This window comes from Bradyrhizobium sp. th-b2 (assembly GCF_000426785.1).
GTDB classification, from domain to species: domain Bacteria; phylum Pseudomonadota; class Alphaproteobacteria; order Rhizobiales; family Xanthobacteraceae; genus Bradyrhizobium; species Bradyrhizobium septentrionale.
The window spans coordinates 76,232-90,684 of the sequence record NZ_AUGA01000004.1; the positions used below are offsets into that span (position 1 = coordinate 76,232).

15 protein-coding genes are annotated in these 14,453 nt (G+C 65.1%); 1 reads left to right on the plus strand and 14 read right to left on the minus strand.

Translation table 11 applies throughout. The features are described 5' to 3' along the window. Position 1: 1 nt before the first annotated feature. The 6 genes from K359_RS0107740 to miaA all read right to left on the minus strand — a co-directional run bounded on the left by K359_RS0107740 (position 2) and on the right by miaA (position 6,233). A complete protein-coding gene (locus K359_RS0107740) occupies positions 2–880 on the minus strand; it encodes an EamA family transporter (RefSeq protein ID WP_029078828.1) in 879 nt (292 codons plus the stop codon). A gap of 35 nt (positions 881–915) precedes the next feature. Then, entirely contained in the window at positions 916–1,611 is a 696-nt protein-coding gene (locus K359_RS0107745; protein WP_029078829.1) for a class I SAM-dependent methyltransferase, read from the minus strand. Positions 1,612–1,614: 3 nt separating this feature from the next. After that, entirely contained in the window at positions 1,615–2,157 is a 543-nt protein-coding gene (gene ilvN / locus K359_RS0107750; protein ID WP_016841057.1) for an acetolactate synthase small subunit, read from the minus strand. Positions 2,158–2,178: 21 nt separating this feature from the next. Further along, on the minus strand, positions 2,179–3,165 hold the full coding sequence (locus K359_RS0107755) for a threonine dehydratase (protein WP_029078830.1): 987 nt from the start codon (positions 3,163–3,165) through the stop codon (positions 2,179–2,181). A gap of 14 nt (positions 3,166–3,179) precedes the next feature. Further along, positions 3,180–4,955 (minus strand): acetolactate synthase 3 large subunit, encoded by a 1,776-nt coding sequence (locus K359_RS0107760; protein WP_029078831.1) that lies wholly within the window; start codon positions 4,953–4,955, stop codon positions 3,180–3,182. A 348-nt stretch (positions 4,956–5,303) separates the two neighbouring features. Then, the gene (miaA, locus tag K359_RS0107765; RefSeq protein WP_029078832.1) at positions 5,304–6,233 is read right to left on the minus strand and encodes a tRNA (adenosine(37)-N6)-dimethylallyltransferase MiaA; all 930 of its coding nucleotides are present in this window, start codon (positions 6,231–6,233) and stop codon (positions 5,304–5,306) included. Between miaA and serB the strand changes: the two genes are divergently transcribed. Continuing rightward, complete coding sequence (gene serB, locus K359_RS0107770) at positions 6,232–7,149, plus strand: phosphoserine phosphatase SerB (protein ID WP_029078833.1); 918 nt, start codon at positions 6,232–6,234, stop codon at positions 7,147–7,149. The two genes, miaA and serB, sit on opposite strands and share 2 nt — an antisense overlap. A 120-nt stretch (positions 7,150–7,269) precedes the next feature. On the opposite strand, the gene K359_RS0107775 is transcribed toward serB, so the two are convergent. The 8 genes from K359_RS0107775 to K359_RS0107810 all read right to left on the minus strand — a co-directional run bounded on the left by K359_RS0107775 (position 7,270) and on the right by K359_RS0107810 (position 14,397). Continuing rightward, the gene (locus K359_RS0107775) at positions 7,270–8,772 is read right to left on the minus strand and encodes a Do family serine endopeptidase (RefSeq protein ID WP_029078834.1); all 1,503 of its coding nucleotides are present in this window, start codon (positions 8,770–8,772) and stop codon (positions 7,270–7,272) included. A gap of 169 nt (positions 8,773–8,941) precedes the next feature. Then, the gene (locus tag K359_RS0107780; RefSeq protein ID WP_029078835.1) at positions 8,942–9,142 is read right to left on the minus strand and encodes a DUF2065 domain-containing protein; all 201 of its coding nucleotides are present in this window, start codon (positions 9,140–9,142) and stop codon (positions 8,942–8,944) included. A gap of 108 nt (positions 9,143–9,250) precedes the next feature. Then, positions 9,251–10,150, minus strand: a complete 900-nt coding sequence (gene hflC, locus K359_RS0107785; RefSeq protein WP_029078836.1) for a protease modulator HflC — start codon at positions 10,148–10,150, stop codon at positions 9,251–9,253. Continuing rightward, entirely contained in the window at positions 10,147–11,286 is a 1,140-nt protein-coding gene (gene hflK / locus K359_RS0107790; RefSeq protein WP_029078837.1) for an FtsH protease activity modulator HflK, read from the minus strand. The genes hflC and hflK overlap by 4 nt, the downstream gene beginning before the upstream one ends. A 144-nt stretch (positions 11,287–11,430) precedes the next feature. Continuing rightward, positions 11,431–11,943, minus strand: coding sequence for a dihydrofolate reductase (locus K359_RS0107795; RefSeq protein ID WP_029078838.1), 513 nt, complete (start codon positions 11,941–11,943; stop codon positions 11,431–11,433). Continuing rightward, positions 11,943–12,428, minus strand: coding sequence for a GNAT family N-acetyltransferase (locus tag K359_RS0107800; protein ID WP_029078839.1), 486 nt, complete (start codon positions 12,426–12,428; stop codon positions 11,943–11,945). Before K359_RS0107800 ends, K359_RS0107795 begins: the two co-directional genes overlap by 1 nt. Positions 12,429–12,436: 8 nt before the next feature. Next, a complete protein-coding gene (locus K359_RS0107805; protein ID WP_029078840.1) occupies positions 12,437–13,231 on the minus strand; it encodes a thymidylate synthase in 795 nt (264 codons plus the stop codon). 185 nt (positions 13,232–13,416) lie between these two features. Next, the gene (locus tag K359_RS0107810; RefSeq protein ID WP_029078841.1) at positions 13,417–14,397 is read right to left on the minus strand and encodes a tripartite tricarboxylate transporter substrate binding protein BugD; all 981 of its coding nucleotides are present in this window, start codon (positions 14,395–14,397) and stop codon (positions 13,417–13,419) included. Positions 14,398–14,453: the final 56 nt, after the last annotated feature.

The window sequence follows — 14,453 nt, forward strand, 5'->3', positions numbered from 1 at the left end:
CTCACGCGACTTTCGGCAGCGTTTTTGGCCGCTTCGACAGCAACATCACGGCGATGCCGGCGATGACAGTGACCATGCCGGCCAGCCGCAGCGGCCCGAACTTCTCGCCGAACACGACGCTGGAGGCGGCGGAGCCGACGAACGGCACCAGCAGCGCGAACGGCACCACCTGCGCCGCCGGATAATCCCGCAGCAGCCGGCCCCAAAGCCAGTAGGCGATGCTGGTGGAAATGGCGCCGACAAACAGCATGGAGACAATGCCGGACGGCGATAGATGCGACAGCGCCTGCCAGATCGGCTTGGCGCCCAGCGTCAGCAGCGACAGGCCGAACAACGGGACCGCCGCACACAGGCACAGCCATGCGAACAGGTCGAACATGCGCGCGCCCTGCGCCGGCCGCAGCAGCAGGTTTCCGACTGCGAACGAGACCGGCGAGATCATCAGGATGGCAAAGGCGGTGACGCTGAAATCGTAGCCGACAGTGCCGCAGATCATCAGCAGGCCGATCGCGGCGATGGCGATGCCGGCGGTCTGCGGCCGCGACGGCAATTCGCCGAACAATAGCGCGGCAAAGCCGATGGTGAACAGCGCCTGGCTCTGCACGATCACGCTGGTGAGCCCGACCGGCACGCCATGGGCGATTGCGATCGACTGCGCAAGGAACTGGCCGAGGAACAAGGTGAGGCTGATTCCGATCAGCAGCGGCCACGAGACCTGGCGCGGCTTGCGCAGCAACAGGCACGGCAGGGCCGCGATGCCGAAGCGCAGCGCCGTCATCAATTCGGGCGGCAACTCATCGAGCGCGATCCGGCTTGCGACGAACGCAAGCCCCCAGATCACCGCGACCATGACGGCGATGCCAACATCGGCCGGCTTCATTGTTGTTCTTCTTTTGCTTCCGTTACGGCCGGGATCTAGATTTGTTGGTCCGGCATCGGTTTGCGCAACAGGTAGGTACCGTGCAGCGGCGCGTGGTAATCGACGGAGACCAGCGTGAAGCCGGTCTCGGTCAGCATGCGCTCCATCACCCAGCCGAAGGTCGAGTATTCGTCGCGCATGTGGGTGATCACGCTTTCGCGCTCGAAATCGTGATTCTTGATCGAGAAATCGGCCCACCCTTCGACATCGCGATCGACGCCGTCGGGCATGCTGACGAACACCATGTCGCGCAGATAGAAGTTCGCGCCGGGCTTCAGCGCGTTGAAGATCCGCGACAGCGCCACCGCCTTCCAGAAGTCGGGCAAATGATGCAGCGTGAACTCGCTGACGATTAGATCGTAGGAATTCGGCTGATAGGCGAAGGACAACAGGCCGGCCGGCTGGGTCCGGATCTTCGCCTTGCGGTCGCGCGCATAGATTTCGGCGAGCCCGATCATCGCCGGCGAGATGTCGATGGCGTCGACCTCGGCGCCCATCAGCGCCGCCTCGGTCGCCAGCACGCCGTTGCCGCAGCCGATATCGGCGATCCGCCAGCCCGGCTTGGCGCCGAGCATGGCCAGCGCCTGACGGGCACGGACGTCGCTGTCCTCGCTGACGTCATAGATCGAGGCCACCGCGGTATCGAGACCGACCTGCCGCCGTTGCGTGTAGTACCAGTCGCGCGCCAACATGATTCACATCCCTTCCGGCCCGCGCGTGATCGCGGCCACCCCGGTTCGTGACACCTCGACCAGCCCCAGCGGGCGCATCAGGTCGATGAACTGACTGATCTTGGACGAGTTGCCCGTGATCTCGAACACGAAGCTCTCGGTCGTGGCGTCGATCACCCGGGCGCGGAACGCATCCGCCAGCCGCAGCGCCTCGACGCGGTGATCGCCACCGCCCCTCACCTTGACCATCGCAAGTTCGCGCTCGATCGAGCTGCCGGTCAGCGTCATGTCGACGACGCGGTAGACCGGGATCATGCGGTCGAGCTGATGCTTGATCTGCTGGATCACCATCGGCGTGCCCGTGGTGACGATCGTGATCCGCGAGAGGTGTTTCTGGCTCTCTGTCTCCGAGACGGTAAGGCTTTCGATGTTGTAGCCGCGGCCGGAGAACAGCCCGATCACGCGCGCGAGCACGCCGGGCTCGTTCTGCACGAGCACCGACAGCGTGTGCGTCTCGTTGGGATCGTGACGCTCTTCGAGGAAGTAGGCGGATGCGGGCTGGTTCATGGTCGTCCCCTTACATGCTTTTCACGCCACCGCCCGCTGGGCGGCCGGCGTGGCATCCGTCCCGATCCAGGTCCGGAACAGATCGAAATCGATATTGCCGCCGCTCAGGATCAGGCCGACCCGCTTGCCGGCGAGCCTGGTCTTTTCCTGCAGCGCAGCCGCAAGCGGCGCGGCACCGGCGCCCTCGGCGAGGTTGTGGGTGTCGGTCCAGTAGGCGCGGATCGCGGTAGCGATCTCGTCATCCGTCACCTGGACGATGCGCGAGGCCCCTCTGAGCATGATCGCCAGCGCAGCCGCGTCGGGATTGCGGGTCGCCATGCCGTCGGCCAGCGTGTTGCTGCTGTTGGTGCTCACCACGGTGCGCGCAGCAAACGACAGCGCGTAGGACGGCGCCGCGGCCGACTGCACGCCGATAATCTCGGTCTTCAGTCCGAGCAGGTCGCGCGCCGCGATGCAGCCGCAAATGCCCGAGCCTTGCCCGATCGGGACGTAGAGAATGTCGAGATCGGGTGCACTCCTGAACAGCTCAAGCGCGTAGGTGGCAACGCCAAGGACAATGTTCGGATGGAACGCCGGCACCATGTGCAGGCCATCGCGCTCGGCCCGCCGATAGGCTTCCTCGCGGGCCTCCTGAAAATCGTTGCCGTACTCGATGAGGTTACCGCCGAACGCAACCATCGCACGGTTCTTCTCGACCGAGTTTCCTTGCGGCACGTAGATCGTCACCGGGAGGCCGTGACGACGCCCGGCGAAGGCGATGCTCTGGCCATGATTGCCACGTGTTGCCGAGATGATGCCGGGCACATCCGGCCGCTCGCGCTTCAGACATTCGAGATAGACCAGCCCGCCGCGCACTTTGAAGGCGCCGGTCGGGGTGTGGTTCTCATGCTTGACCACGACCTCGGTGCCGAGCCGTTCAGCCAGCAGCGGCCACGCATGCGCCGGCGTCGCCGGCACCGCGGTGCCGACGATCCTGTGCGCGCGCTCGAGCTCGTCGAGGTCAAACATGATCCGTCCTCACCTCACACCAGCGCCTTGCCACCCGCGAAGGCCCTCGCAGTGGCCTCATCGGTGGCTTCTTCCGGCAGCAGCATCTCGTTATGCGCCTTGCCCGACGGGATCATCGGGAAGCAGTTCTCCAGCGCGGCGACGCGGCAGTCGAACAGCACCGGACGCTTAATCGAGATCATCTCCTTGATCGCGCCGTCGAGATCGGACGGCTTGGTCGCCTGCAGGCCGACGCAGCCATAAGCGTCGGCGAGCTTGACGAAATCAGGTAGCGCCTCCGAGTACGAATGCGACAGCCGGTTGCCGTGCAATAGCTGCTGCCACTGCCGCACCATGCCCATGTACTGGTTGTTCAGGATGAAGATCTTGATCGGCAGCTCGAACTGAACCGCCGTCGACATCTCCTGGATCGTCATCTGCACTGAGGCGTCGCCGGCGATGTCGATCACCAGGCTGTGCGGATGCGCCACCTGCACGCCGACCGCGGCCGGCAGGCCGTAGCCCATGGTGCCGAGACCGCCGGAGGTCATCCAGCGGTGCGGCTCCTCGAAGCCGAAGAACTGCGCGGCCCACATCTGGTGCTGACCGACTTCGGTCGTGATGTAGGTGTCCTTGCCGCGGGTCAGCTCGAACAGGCGCTGGATCGCATATTGCGGCAGGATGATATCGTTGTTCTTCTTGTAGGACAGCGACTTGCGCGCGCGCCATTGCGCGATCTGCTGCCACCACGCCTTGATGTCGGGCTTCTTGGCTTCCGCCTTGAACACCTGCAGCAGGTCGCCGAGTATGTTGCCGGCGTCGCCGATGATCGGCACGTCGACGCGGATGTTCTTGTTGATCGAGGACGGGTCGATATCGATGTGGATCTTCTTCGAGCCCGGCGAGAACGCGTCGGTGCGGCCGGTGATGCGGTCGTCGAAGCGCGCGCCGACGCACAGCATGACGTCGCAATCATGCATGGTCATGTTGGCTTCGTAGGTGCCGTGCATGCCCAGCATGCCGAGCCAGTTCGGTCCCGACGCCGGATAGGCGCCCAGCCCCATCAGGGTCGAGGTGATCGGGAAGCCAGTCGCCTCCACCAGCTGACGCAGCAGTTGCGAGGCCTCGGAGCCCGAATTGATCACGCCGCCGCCGGAATAGATCACCGGACGTTTGGCATTGGCGAGCAGCGCCACCGCCTTGCGGATCTGGGTCGCGTCGCCCTTCACGCGTGGCGTGTAGGAGATGTGCACGTCCGACTTGCGCGGCGGATGATAGGTGCCGGTCGCGAACTGCACGTCCTTCGGCACGTCGACCACGACCGGGCCCGGCCGGCCGGTGGTGGCGACGTAGAAGGCCTCATGCAGCACCTTGGCGAGGTCGTTGACGTCGCGCACCAGCCAGTTGTGCTTGGTGCAGGGCCGCGTGATGCCGACCGTGTCGCACTCCTGGAAGGCGTCGTTGCCGATCAGATGGGTCGGCACCTGACCGGTGATGCAGACCAGCGGGATCGAATCCATCAGCGCGTCGGTCAGCGGCGTCACCATGTTGGTGGCGCCGGGGCCCGACGTCACCAGCACCACGCCGGGCTTGCCGGTCGAGCGCGCATAGCCCTCGGCGGCATGGCCGGCGCCCTGCTCGTGGCGGACCAGGATGTGCTCGACCTCGCTCTGCTGGAAAATCTCGTCATAGATCGGAAGCACCGCACCGCCGGGATAGCCGAAGACATGCTGCACGCCGTGATCGATGAGCGCGCGCACGATCATCGCGGCGCCGGTCATCTGATTGGGATCGTGGCTCTTGTCGGTCATGGTTCGCTCCGGATGCGCTTGTTTTTGCGCGGCTTTTGTCAGTTCTCGTCAGTTCGGTTTCGGGCAATAAAAAGGGGCCCCAGAGGCCCCATGCACACCGCCCGAATTTGGATGGCCGCTAGCCATCCCCGGCGGTGTGCCTGGGTACGACGGCGATAAGGAGTTTGGTAATAATGTTGCGCACGATACGACCCAGTCTTCCCAAAGGTTGCGCGAACATAGCGGCCAAAGCCCGAATGTCAAGGCAAGGCAGGCACTTTCGCGATTTTTGGAGTGTAACGGGGTTCCAGCCGTTCGGCGAGCATTTTTGCGCGGCGCAACGCGCATGGCAGACGGGCGGCTACCGGGCTACGGGATCCGCTCCTCCAGCCACTCCTTCGCCGCCTCGGGCGCGACCCATTCGAACTCGGGGAGCTGGTGGCGGAACCAGGTGAACTGGCGCTTGGCGTAATGGCGGGTGTCGGCACGACCGGTCTCGGCGGCCGCCTCCCGGCTGATCTCCCCCTTCAGGTGCCGGATCAGCGCCGGCACGCCGTGCGCCTTCATGGCCGGCAGCAGCGGGTCGAGCCCGCGCGCCGCCAATGCGGCGACCTCGTCGAGCACGCCGGCATCAAGCATCGCGCCGAACCGCGCGTCGATCCGCGCATAAAGCCAATCGCGCTCCGGCGCGAGAAACAGCGCGTGGAATTGGCCCGGCGGCACCAGCGGCGGCAGGCCCTCGCGATGCCAGTCCGGCAGCGGGCGGCCGGTGGCCTCGACGACCTCGAGCGCGCGCGCGATGCGGGTGCGGTCGCGCGGCTTCAGCCGTTCGGCCGACACCGGATCGCGCTTGGCAAGCTCGGCATGCAGCGCCTCGACGCCGTGCTGCTCGAGCCTGGCGCGGACGCCGTCGCGCACCTCGACCGGGATCGGCGGCACCGCCGACAGGCCGCGCGTCAGCGCCTTGAAATACAGGCCGGAGCCGCCGATGAAGATGGGCAGGCGTTTGTCCGCACGGGCCTTCCCAAGCACCTTGGCCGCGTCAGTTACCCAGGCGCCGGCGGAGAAATTCACGCCGGCGTCGACATGGCCGTAGAGCCGGTGCGGAACCAGCGCCTCCTCACCCGCCGTCGGCCGCGCGGTGATGATTCCCAGATCGCGATAGACCTGCATGGAGTCGGTGTTGATCACGACCCCGCCGGTGCGCTGCGCAAGCGCGAGCGCCAACGCCGACTTGCCGCTTGCGGTCGGCCCTGCGATAAGCACTGCCTTGTCCAACAATCCCGAATGCGCCTGCATGTCCCTCGTTGCCACGCTGATCTGCAATCCTGCAAGCCCCGCGCTCGACTCCACCACCGTCGACGGTGCGCGGGCCGTGCTGCCCTCACCCGGCCCGGCGCAGTGGCTGTTCAACGAAGTCGCCGTCGACATTCCCTTCGAGAGCCAAGATTCCAGCGGAGACCCCAGCAAGGACGACATCAAGGCGTTCGAAGAGCGCCTGCGCCAGGCCCGCGGCGACCTGCCGATCGACGTTGTCGTGCAACCTCGGATCGGCCGGCGCAAGAAGCTTTTTCTGGCCGACATGGATTCGACCATGATCGGCCAGGAGTGCATCGACGAGCTCGCCGACTTCGCCGGGCTGAAAGCCCACGTCGCCGCCATCACCGAGCGGGCGATGCGCGGCGAGATCGAGTTCGAGTCGGCGCTGCGCGAGCGGGTCGCGCTGCTCAAGGGCCTGCCGGTCAGCGTCGTCGACGAGGTGCTGGACAAGCGCATCACGGTGACGCCGGGCGGACGCGACCTCGTCATGACCATGCGCGCGCATGGCGCCTATACCTGCCTGATCTCCGGCGGCTTCACCCTGTTCACCAGCGTGGTCGCGGCCAAGGTCGGTTTCCAGGAGAACCGCGCCAACCAGCTGCAGGTCGAGAACGGCAAACTGACCGGCGAAGTGGTCGAGCCGATCCTTGGCCGCGCCACCAAGCTCGCCACCCTGATCGAGCTCACCGAATCCTTCGACCTCGACGATATCGACACGCTGGTGGTGGGCGACGGCGCCAACGATCTCGGCATGATCCAAGCCGCCGGTCTCGGCGTCGCCTATCGCGCCAAGCCGGCGGTCGCAGGCGCAGCCGCGGTGCGGATCGACCACGGCGACCTCAGCGCGCTGTTGTACGCGCAGGGCTATCGGCGGGACGAGTTCGTCGAGAGCTAGCCGATCACTGGCTCGTCATGCCCGGGCTTGACCCGGGCATCCATCATTCTGCGCAAAAGCTTTGTCAGTCGATGGATTGCCGGGTCAAGCCCGGCAATGACGCAATGTGTAGCGCAAGCTCTACTGCACGCCGAGCGCCACGAAGCGCAGTTCGCCGTCGCCGTTGGAGACCAGCAGCAGCACGGACTTCTTGCCGTCCTTCTTCAGCTGGTCGAGGCGCTTCTTGATGTCGGCGGCACTGGACACTGCCTCCTGCGCCACCTCGACGATGACGTCGCCGGCCGACAGCCGCTTCTCGGCCGCATCCGAGTTGCTGTCGACACCGGTGACGATGACGCCCTTCACGCTGTCCTTGATCTTGTATTTGGTGCGCAGGTCCTTGCTCAGCGCCGCGAGGTCGAGACCGAGCGCCTTTTGGGTCACAGGCTTCTCGGCGGTGTCGTCCTTCGACTTGGCGTTGACCTGCTGAACCTTGTCGGTGTCCTCGAGCCGGCCGAGCGTGACCTTGCGGGTCTCCTCATTGCCCTTGCGGATGATGACGACGTCGACTTCCTTGCCGACCGCGGTGTCGGCGACGATGCGCGACAAATCCTTCGGGTCCTTGACGTCCTTGCCGTCGAATTTGACGACGACGTCGCCGGGTTCGATGCCGGCCGGCTTGGCCGGGCCCTTGTCGTCGACGCCGGCGACCAGCGCGCCACGCGCCGGCTTGATGTTGAGGCTGTCGGCGATTTCGTCGGTGACCTGCTGGATGCGCACGCCGAGCCAGCCACGACGTAGCTCGCCGAACTTCTGCAACTGGTCGACGACGCCGGCCACCGTCTTCGACGGCACGGCGAAACCGAGACCGATCGAACCGCCGGTCGGGGAGATGATCAGCGTGTTGACGCCGATCACCTCGCCTTCGAGGTTGAAGAGCGGACCGCCGGAATTGCCGCGATTGATGGCGGCGTCGGTCTGGATGTAGCTGTCATACGGCCCCTGGCTGATGTCGCGGTTCTTGGCCGAGACGATGCCCGCGGTCACGGTGCCGCCAAGGCTGAACGGGTTGCCGATCGCGACCACCCAGTCGCCGAGACGGATCTTGTCGCTGTCGCCGAACTTGACCGCGACGAGCGGCTTCGGCGGCTTGAACTTGAGGACCGCAAGGTCGGTCTTCTTGTCGACGCCGACCAGCTCGGCCTTGATCTTGGTGCCGTCGTTGAGGATGACGTTGATCTCGTCGGCGTCGGCGATGACGTGGTTGTTGGTGACGACGATGCCCGCGGTGTCGACGATGAAGCCCGAGCCGAGCGAGTTGGTCTTGCGCGGCTGGAACTCGCCGCTCTTGTCGCCGCCCTTGCCGGGCGGCCCGCGGCGGTTCTTGAAGAAGTCGTCGAAGAATTCCTCGAACGGCGAGCCCGGTGGCAGCTGCGGCATCGCGCCGCCGCCCTTGTTGGCCTCGATGGTCTGCGACGTCGAGATATTGACGACGGCGTCGATCACCTTCTCGGCGGTGTCGGCGATGCTTTCGGGACCACGCGCGAACGCCGGCACGGAGCTCAGCATGCTCGCAGCACCGATCGAGATCGCGGCTCCCATCATGCGGAGGCGACGGCTCAGGGCTGGTCTGGCAGCGGTCATGTCGGAGTTTCTCCAGGCAAACGGGTTCGAAATCAGCTGCTTACAGAGTGCGCCCGAACGGGCGGGCGGCGCAAGCATCTCAGCCGGATATTTCGGCGAAAAACCGGCCGCAAGAGGCTCACGATTATGTTCATTCCGGCACGATGGGCGCGGCGGAACATTGCAACGCTCAGCGTCGCACCGCCCAGATCAGGACCAGGCCTGCGACCGCCGAACCGATGCCCACGATGCGCAGCAAATTGTCGGGTGTCGCCAGCGCACTCTTCATTGCCCGGCGCATCCAGGCGGGACTTGCCGCAAACAGGATGCCTTCGAGCACGAACAGGATTCCCAGACCGATGAGGAAGTCGCCGAACGCTATGGACTTCATCGGATGGCAGCCTCCCGCTCGATGCTTGTTGTTCTTGAGTGGCGGCGACGCGTTGTCCGCATCGCCGCCAAATCATGATGTTCACGTCGTGAAGTTCAAGTCGTGACGTTACTGTTTCGGCGCGGCGGCCGCCTCAGGCTGCCTGCCGTTGGCGCTGCCGAAATATCTGAAGAATTCCGAGTCTGGCCGCAACAGGAAACGCGTGTCGCCGGACTTGAGGCTGTTCTCGTAGGCCGTCATCGAACGATAGAACGCGAAGAAGTCCTTGTCCTTGCCGTAGGCCTCGGCGAACAACCGGTTGCGCTCGGCATCGCCGGCGCCGCGGGTTTGCTCCGCGGTGGAGTTCGCCTCGGCGACGATCACGGTTGCTTCGCGATCGGCCTTCGAGCGGATCTCCTGCGCCTTCTGGTCACCCTGGGCACGGAACTCGGCGGCCTCGCGCTGACGCTCGGTCTTCATCCGGTCGTAGACCGCCTGGCTGTTCTGCTCCGGCAAGTCGGCGCGGCGGATCCTGACGTCGACGACCTCGATGCCGTATCCGTCAGCCTCCTTGTCGAGTTGCTCGCGGATCCGCGACATCAGCCGCTCACGTTCGTCACGCACCACCGTGATGAAGCTGACCTCGCCGAGCACGCGGCGCAGCGACGCGTTGAGCAGTGTGGTGAGCTGCACATTGGCGGCCTGGATCGAGCCGACGCTGGTGTAGTAGCGCAGCGCATTCTTGATGCGATAGCGCGCGAAGGCGTCGACCACCAGCCGCTTCTGGTCGGAGGCGATCACCTCCTGCGACGGGTTTTCGAGATCGAGGATGCGCTTGTCGACATTGATCACCGAATTCCACGGCGCCTTGAAGTGCAGCCCGGGATCGGTGACGACCTCGACCGGCTCGCCGAACCGCAGGACGATGGTCTGCTCGGTCTGCTGCACGGTGAACACCGAGCTGTAGCCGACGGCAAGAACGATGAAGAGGATGATCAGGGACACAATGCCGGTGACGGGGGACCTCATCGGGTGGCTCCCTGCTGGCCGGTCGTGGCCGGTGCTGCCGCCGGACGCCGCGGCGTCAACTCGCCGAGCGGCAGATAGGGCACGATGTTCTGGCCCTGGCTGCCGTCATAGACCAGCTTCTCGGAGCTGCCGAGCACCTTTTCCATGGTCTCCAGATAGATGCGCTCGCGCGTCACGTCGGGTGCCTTCTTGTACTCGTCATAGACTTTCAGGAAGCGGGCGCTCTGGCCCTTGGCCTCGGCGACCGCCTGCTCCTTGTAGCCCTCAGCGGCCTGCAGGATCTGCGCGGAACGACCACGCGCATCCGGCACGACCCGGTTGGCGTAGGTCTGCGCCTCGTTCTGTTTGCGCTCGAGGTCGGAGCGCGCCGCCTGGACGTCGCGGAATGCGTCGATCACCTGCGCCGGCGGGTCGACCTTTTGCATCTGCACCTGCGCAATCTGGATGCCCGCATTGTAGGAATCGAGCGTCTTCTGCATCAGCTCCTGGACGTTCTGCTCGGTGACGTTGCGCGCCCCGGTCAGGATCGGCTGGATCTGCGAGCGGCCGATCACCTCACGCATCGCGCTTTCGGCAACCGCCTTCACGGTGCCTTCGGGATTCTGGATGTTGAACAGGTAGGCGCCGGCCCCACCCGGCTTGATGCGCCACAGCACGGTGAAGTCGACGTCGACGATGTTTTCGTCGCCGGTCAGCATCAGGCTCTCCTCCGGCACGTCACGCATGGTGCGGCCGCGGCGAGCGGGATCGTCGATCAGGGTCATGCCGATCGAGATCGTGTTGACGCGCAGCGCCTTCGGCAGCAGCACTGTCTCGATCGGATATGGCAGGTGATAGCGCAGGCCCGGCTGCGCATCGCGGACATACTTGCCGAAGCGCAGGACGACGCCAAGCTCTTCGGACTGTACACGGAAGATGCCGGTCGCGAACCAGATCGCCAGCGCGGCGACCAGCACCAGCGCGACGCCCATGCCGCTGAAATGACCGCCGGGCAGCCACTGCTGCAGGCGGTCCTGGCCGCGCCGCAGCAGATCCTCAAGATCCGGCGGCCTCGGCCCGGCTGACTGCGGACCGGTGCCCCATGGCCCTTTCGGACCCGAGCCCCAGGGCCCCCCGCCTTGATTTTTCCACGGCATCAAACATCTCCTCGGCAAGTCCGGACGGGACGCCCGGCCTCGATTGTCCGGCCCGGTTATAGGGGACCGCTAGGGCCCTTACAACGCAAGCTTCCTGGCCGGACGAGCTATGCGCCGGGCCATAATTGTCAATGCAAACATTAGTTAACGTTGGCTGCGCCGACGATATGTCACATAGGAGAAGTCGACGCTGTCGTCCGGACCTGCCGGATTTCGCACGCGCGCGACCTCGTCCCACTCCTTCGCATCGATTTTGTCGAACCGTGTGTCGCCGTCCGGCCTGGCGTGGACCTCGGTGATCTCCAAGCGATCAGCCACACCCATCCACTGCGCGTAAATCTCCGCGCCGCCGATGATCGCGATCTCAGTGGCGAAACGCCGCAGCGCGTCACCAAGCGCAATGGCGCGGGCGTTTTCGAACGACGTCGTGACGATGGCGCCGCGCGCGCGGTAGTTCGCATCGCGCGTCACCACGATGTTGGTGCGCCCCGGCAGCGGCCTGCGCAGGGATTCGAAGGTCTTGCGTCCCATCACGACGGGCTTGTTCAGCGTGATCGCCTTGAGGCGCTGCTGGTCGGATTTGAGCCGCCACGGAATGGCGTTGGCGCTTCCGATCACGCCGTTCTCGGCGACCGCGACGACCAGCACGATCTCCATCAGCGTGTCCCTTCCGCGAGCGTCGACAGCGCCGGGCCGGAGACGCGGCAGATCGTCCATTCGTCCATCATCTCGGCGCCGAGCGACTTGTAGAATGCGATCGACGGCGCGTTCCAGTCGAGCACCGCCCATTGCAGGCGCGCCCAGCCATTGGCGAGACATTGCTTCGCCAGATGCACCAGCAATGCCTTGCCGATGCCGTTGCCGCGCAGCGCCGGACGCACGAACAAGTCTTCGAGATAGATGCCGTGGCGGCCGGCGAAGGTCGAGAAGTTGACGAACCAGACCGCGAAGCCGGCCGACTCGCCGTTCCATTCCGCGATGTCGCAATAAAGCCGCGGGTTCGCGCCGAACAGCGCCTCGGCGATATCGGCCTCGCTGGCGTGGACCTCGTGCAGGAGCTTTTCGTATTCGGCGAGCTCGCGGACCAGCGAGAACACCAGTCCGGCCTCATCGGGCCGCGCGCGGCGGATGGTCAGCGACATTCAGCCCCTCAGACCGCAACTTCAGCCTTGATGTGCGGATGCGGGTCGTAGCCTTCGAGTTTGAAGTCCTCGTAGCGGAACGCGAAGATATCCTTCACATCGGGATTGATCGTCATCGTCGGCAGCGGCCGTGTCGGCCGCGTCAGCTGCAGGCGCGCCTGCTCGAGGTGGTTCGAGTAGAGATGCGCATCGCCGAGCGAGTGCACGAAATCACCGGGCTTCAGCCCGGTGACCTGCGCCACCATCATGGTCAGCAGCGCATAGGACGCGATGTTGAAGGGCACGCCGAGGAAGACGTCGCCGGAGCGCTGGTAGAGCTGGCAGGACAATTTGCCGTTGGCGACATAGAACTGGAACAGGCAATGGCACGGCGGCAGCGCCATCTTGTCGACCTCGGCCGGATTCCAGGCGCTGACGATCAGCCGCCGCGAATCCGGATTGCGCTTGATCATCTCGATCACGCCCGCGATCTGGTCGATGCTGCGGCCATCGGGCGCCGGCCACGAGCGCCATTGCGAGCCGTAGACCGGGCCGAGATCGCCATTGGCGTCGGCCCATTCGTCCCAGATCGTGACGCCGTTGTCGTTGAGATATTTGATGTTGGTGTCGCCGGCGAGGAACCAGAGCAGCTCGTGCACGATCGCCTTCAGCGGCAGCCGCTTGGTCGTCAGCATCGGGAAGCCGGCCGCCAAGTTGAAGCGCATCTGATGGCCGAAGATCGACAGCGTGCCGGTGCCGGTGCGGTCGTGCTTCTCCGCGCCGTCGGCGAGGATGCGTTCGAGCAGGTCGTGATACTGGTTCATGGCGTTGGTTTCAGGCTCTCTGGGCGGAGCGGCAATCTAGCGGCCGGGGCTGCCGGTCGACATGCCGATTCGGCTTCATGCACCGATTATACCCTGAAAAGTGAACACTCCTGCGGCAAACGACAAGGGCGGAACTCGCGTTCCGCCCTTGCCTATCCCTTGCCTATCCACTTGATCGCGCTGGATTAAGAGGCCGGCTTGAGCACCGGCGTCCATTTCGCGATCTCGCTCTTGACCAGGGTCGCGAGCGCCTCCGGGGTGCGGCTGGCGGGCGCCGGGATCACGCTGCCGAGTTCGAGCAGGCGCTTGCGCACGGTCTCATCGTCGAGCGCCTTGATGGCCGCCGCGTTCAGGGTGGCGATGATGGCGGGCGAGGTTCCCTTCGGCGCGAAGATCGCGTTCCAGGCCTGGGCCTGGAAATCCGGCAGGCCGGCTTCCGCCGTGGTCGGGACATTAGGCAGCGACGGATTGCGCTCGAGGGTCGCGATCGCGTAGGCCTTGATGGTGCCGGCATTGATCTGCGGCACCGCGTTGACGATCTGGTCGCACATGTAATCGACCTGGCCGGCGACCAGCGCATTCATCGCAGGTCCTGTGCCGTTGAAGGGCACGCCGACCGGCTTGATGCCGAGGATCGAGTTCAAGAGCTCGCAGGACACGTGGGAGACCGAACCGATGCCGGCATGCGCGGCGTTGACCTTCTCGGCATTGGCCTTCACATAGGCGACGAATTCCTTGAGATCCTTCGGCGGAAAATCCTTGCGGGCAAGGATCAGGATCGGCGTGCCGGCAAGCAGCGCGACGGGCTCGAAATCCTTTTCCGGGTGATAGGCAAGCTTCGGGTACAGCGGCACGGAGGCGGCGTGCGTGCCCATATGCCCGGTAACCAGCGTATAGCCGTCGTTGGCGGCGCGCGCGGCGCGCGTCGTCGCGGTGGTGCCGCCGGCGCCGACCACGTTCTCGATCACGATGCTCTGTCCCAGCGTCGGCGCCATATTCGCAGTGACGATGCGTGAAATGACGTCGGTCGGACCGCCGGCTGCGAACGGCACGATCATGGTGATGGTGCGGGTCGGGTAGTTCTGCGCGGACGCCGGCACGGCTGCGGCGCTCAGTGCGGCAAATGCCGAAAGGCATGCGCCCGCAAGCGAGCGAATGGAGATCATTTCGAATCCTCCCGGGAACGTTTGACCAATAAAAATGCCGGCCAAATCGGCCAGCA

Excerpts from the sequence above, each read along its gene's own strand:
- ilvN (WP_016841057.1), bottom strand. The coding sequence starts at position 2,157 with ATGAACCAGCCCGCATCCGCCTACTTCCTCGAAGAGCGTCACGATCCC.
- K359_RS0107760 (WP_029078831.1), bottom strand. The coding sequence starts at position 4,955 with ATGACCGACAAGAGCCACGATCCCAATCAGATGACCGGCGCCGCGATG.
- K359_RS0107800 (WP_029078839.1), bottom strand. The coding sequence starts at position 12,428 with ATGTCGCTGACCATCCGCCGCGCGCGGCCCGATGAGGCCGGACTGGTG.
- K359_RS0107775 (WP_029078834.1), bottom strand. The coding sequence starts at position 8,772 with ATGACCGCTGCCAGACCAGCCCTGAGCCGTCGCCTCCGCATGATGGGA.
- K359_RS0107810 (WP_029078841.1), bottom strand. The coding sequence starts at position 14,397 with ATGATCTCCATTCGCTCGCTTGCGGGCGCATGCCTTTCGGCATTTGCC.
- hflC (WP_029078836.1), bottom strand. The coding sequence starts at position 10,150 with ATGAGGTCCCCCGTCACCGGCATTGTGTCCCTGATCATCCTCTTCATC.
- K359_RS0107740 (WP_029078828.1), bottom strand. The coding sequence starts at position 880 with ATGAAGCCGGCCGATGTTGGCATCGCCGTCATGGTCGCGGTGATCTGG.
- K359_RS0107795 (WP_029078838.1), bottom strand. The coding sequence starts at position 11,943 with ATGGAGATCGTGCTGGTCGTCGCGGTCGCCGAGAACGGCGTGATCGGA.
- miaA (WP_029078832.1), bottom strand. The coding sequence starts at position 6,233 with ATGCAGGCGCATTCGGGATTGTTGGACAAGGCAGTGCTTATCGCAGGG.
- hflK (WP_029078837.1), bottom strand. The coding sequence starts at position 11,286 with ATGCCGTGGAAAAATCAAGGCGGGGGGCCCTGGGGCTCGGGTCCGAAA.
- K359_RS0107755 (WP_029078830.1), bottom strand. The coding sequence starts at position 3,165 with ATGTTTGACCTCGACGAGCTCGAGCGCGCGCACAGGATCGTCGGCACC.
- K359_RS0107780 (WP_029078835.1), bottom strand. The coding sequence starts at position 9,142 with ATGAAGTCCATAGCGTTCGGCGACTTCCTCATCGGTCTGGGAATCCTG.
- K359_RS0107745 (WP_029078829.1), bottom strand. The coding sequence starts at position 1,611 with ATGTTGGCGCGCGACTGGTACTACACGCAACGGCGGCAGGTCGGTCTC.
- K359_RS0107805 (WP_029078840.1), bottom strand. The coding sequence starts at position 13,231 with ATGAACCAGTATCACGACCTGCTCGAACGCATCCTCGCCGACGGCGCG.
- serB (WP_029078833.1), top strand. The coding sequence starts at position 6,232 with ATGTCCCTCGTTGCCACGCTGATCTGCAATCCTGCAAGCCCCGCGCTC.